The sequence below is a fragment of the Pelomonas margarita genome (assembly GCF_043555875.1).
In the GTDB taxonomy this organism is placed as follows: Bacteria; Pseudomonadota; Gammaproteobacteria; order Burkholderiales; family Burkholderiaceae_C; genus Pelomonas; species Pelomonas margarita.
The window spans coordinates 1-2708 of record NZ_JBIGHW010000037.1; the positions used below are offsets into that span (position 1 = coordinate 1).

Annotated in this window: 3 protein-coding genes; 2 read left to right on the plus strand and 1 reads right to left on the minus strand. The window is 66.0% G+C overall.

Annotated features, from left to right (window positions below; all coding sequences use genetic code 11):
- Positions 1-182 precede the first annotated feature (182 nt).
- Both istA and istB read left to right on the plus strand, forming a co-directional pair.
- Positions 183-1721 (plus strand): IS21 family transposase, encoded by a 1539-nt coding sequence (gene istA, locus ACG0Z3_RS23035; protein WP_394402361.1) that lies wholly within the window; start codon positions 183-185, stop codon positions 1719-1721.
- A gap of 31 nt (positions 1722-1752) precedes the next feature.
- On the plus strand, positions 1753-2517 hold the full coding sequence (istB, locus tag ACG0Z3_RS23040) for an IS21-like element helper ATPase IstB (RefSeq protein WP_394402364.1): 765 nt from the start codon (positions 1753-1755) through the stop codon (positions 2515-2517).
- Positions 2518-2526: 9 nt separating this feature from the next.
- Here the strand turns inward: istB and ACG0Z3_RS23045 are convergent.
- On the minus strand, positions 2527-2708 hold a 182-nt coding region (locus ACG0Z3_RS23045), incomplete at its 5' end, for a hypothetical protein (protein ID WP_394402367.1).

Sequence of the window (2708 nt, forward strand, 5' to 3'; positions counted from 1 at the left end):
TGCGTATTTCAGCCCATCGTGGACGGCGTTTCAGACTGATGGTGGACGGGATTTCAGCGTGATCGTGGACGGCGTTTCAGTCTGATCGTGGACGCTGTTTCAGCGTCATCGTGGACGCTGGGGGTGGTGCGCAGGTGAATTTCTGACCGGCATAGGCTCGCCGCTTTTTGCGGCCCGAGCCGATGCCAACCAACAGAGTCACCATGCGCCGTATCCGAGAGGCATTGCGCCTGCATTTGCAGGCAGGTCTGAGCTACAACGAGGTCGGCCGCGCCCTCAAGATTTCCAAGAGCGCGGTCGGCAAGTACGTGTCGTTGGCCAAGGTCGCAGGCGTGGACTGTGCCGTCGCTGACGGCCTGAGCGATGAGGCCCTGGAGGCACTGCTGTACCGGCCGGCGCTGCCCAGATCCAGCCATCAGCTGGCACCCGACTTCGGCGTCGTTCACCAGGAGCTCAAGCGCCCTGGGGTCACGCTGATGCTGCTGTGGGAGGAGTACGCCAGCGCCAACCCGCTGGCCTACAAGTACACCAGCTTCTGCATCAAGTACCGCGAGTTCGCCAAGACCCAGCAGCGCTCCATGCGCCAGGTGCACATCGCCGGTGAGAAGCTGTTCGTCGACTACGCCGGTGACACCGTGCCCATCGTGGACGCGGGCACCGGCGAGATCTCGCGCGCCCAGATCTTCGTGGCCGTGCTCGGGGCGTCGAACTACACGTTCGTCTGCGCCACGCCGCGCCAGACCACCGAGGACTGGATCGGTGCGCAGGTGCTGGCGCTGGAGTTCTTCGGCGGCTCGCCCAAGTTGATCGTGCCAGATCAGGCTCGCGCGCTGATCAAGACGCCCGGCCGCTATGACCCCGAGCCGGGCCGGGCCTACGAAGAGTTCGCCCAGCATTACAGCTGCGCAGTCCTGGCAGCCCGCCCAGCTCACCCCCGCGACAAGCCCAAGGTCGAGGCCGCGGTGCTCCTGGTCCAGAGGTGGATCCTGGCCCGCCTGCGCAACCGTCAGTTCTTCAGTCTGGCCGAGCTCAACCGGGCCATCGCTGGGTTGCTGGTCGACCTGAACCAGCGCCCCTTCAAGAAGCTGCCCGGCTGCCGCCGCAGTGCCTTCGAGCAGCTGGACGCGCCGGTGCTGCGACCGCTGCCGGCTGAGCGGTTCACGATCAGCCGCTGGAAGACAGCCACGGTGAACATCGACTACCACGTCGAGTTCGATGGCCACTACTACAGCGTCCCCCACAGGCTGGTGAGAGCCAAGGTCGATGTGCGTGTCACCGGCCCCTTGCTGGAGTGCTTCTTCTCCAACCAACGCGTGGCCAGCCATGTGCTGAGCCCCGTACGCGGCGCTTTCACCACCACGCCCGAGCACATGCCGGCCTCGCACCGCGCGCACCTGGAGTGGACGCCGGCCAAGCTCATCGCCTGGGGCGAACGCATCGGTGTGAGCACGGCGGCGGTGGTGACCTGGCAGATGACGCATCGCCCGCACCCCGAGCAAGGCTACCGCGCTTGCCTGGGCTTGCTGGCGCTGGCGCGCAAGTACAGCGGCGCCCGCCTGGAGGCGGCCTGCACCCGCGCCATGGCCATCCGCGCGCCCAGCTTGAGCAGCGTGACCAACATCCTGCGCAGCGGCCTGGACAGCCAGCCCAAGCCGCTGGACGCCGCAGACAACCCGGTCGTCGCTCACGAGAACGTGCGCGGGCCGGACTACTACCACTGACCCCTGACAACCACGAGAGAGAGCACCACCGATGTTGAGCGAACACACCCTGGACCAATTGCGCGCGCTGCGCCTGGACGGCATGGTGCATGCCTTGCAGGACCAAGGCCACAGCGCCGCTGCGGCCGAACTGTCCTTTGACGACCGGCTCACGCTGCTCGTGCAGCGCGAGATCGCCTGGCGCGACGACCGGCGCGTGGCGCGGCTGCTTAAGGCTGCCAAGCTCAAGGTCAGTGCGGCCTGCATCGAGGACATCAACTGGCGCACCAGCCGCGGCCTGGACCGCAATCTGATCACCGCGCTGGCCGGCGGCGACTGGCTGCGTCACGCACGCAATTTGCTGATCACAGGGGCCACCGGAAGCGGCAAGACATGGCTGGCGTGCGCACTGGCACACCAGGCAGCCCGCAACGGCTTCTCGGTGTTGTACGTGCGCGCAGCACGCTTGTTCGACGAGCTGCAGGTGGCCCACGGCGATGGCAGCTTTGCCAGACGCCTGGCGCAGTTGGCCCGGCTTGACTTGATCGTGATCGATGACTTCGCCCTTGCCCCCATGGGCGCACCCGAGCGCAACGACCTGCTGGAGCTGCTGGACGACCGCACCGGCATGCGCTCCACCCTCATCACCAGCCAGCTGCCGGTCAAGGCCTGGCACACCTACCTCAACGATCCCACCCTGGCCGACGCCATCCTCGATCGGCTCGTGCACGCCAGCCACAAGATCGAATTGAAGACCACCAAGTCCTTGCGCGACACGGCCGAGGGGGGCGCCTCCGGCGGCCTGGCAGGAGCCTAAAACTTCAGTTCAAGTCGGGCACCTAACCCGCTCCGACAGCGGCACCACGAGAGAGCATTTCAGTCTCATCGTGGACGATTCAGCTACATTCAAACCAGTTCCTGCGCGCCTCCCCGGCGCCGCCACGGCAAGCTCAGTTTTGCCGTCCACGATCAGCCTGAAATGGGCGTCCACGATCGCTGAAATACGCA

Excerpts from the sequence above, each read along its gene's own strand:
- istA (WP_394402361.1), top strand. The coding sequence starts at position 183 with ATGCCAACCAACAGAGTCACCATGCGCCGTATCCGAGAGGCATTGCGC.
- istB (WP_394402364.1), top strand. The coding sequence starts at position 1,753 with ATGTTGAGCGAACACACCCTGGACCAATTGCGCGCGCTGCGCCTGGAC.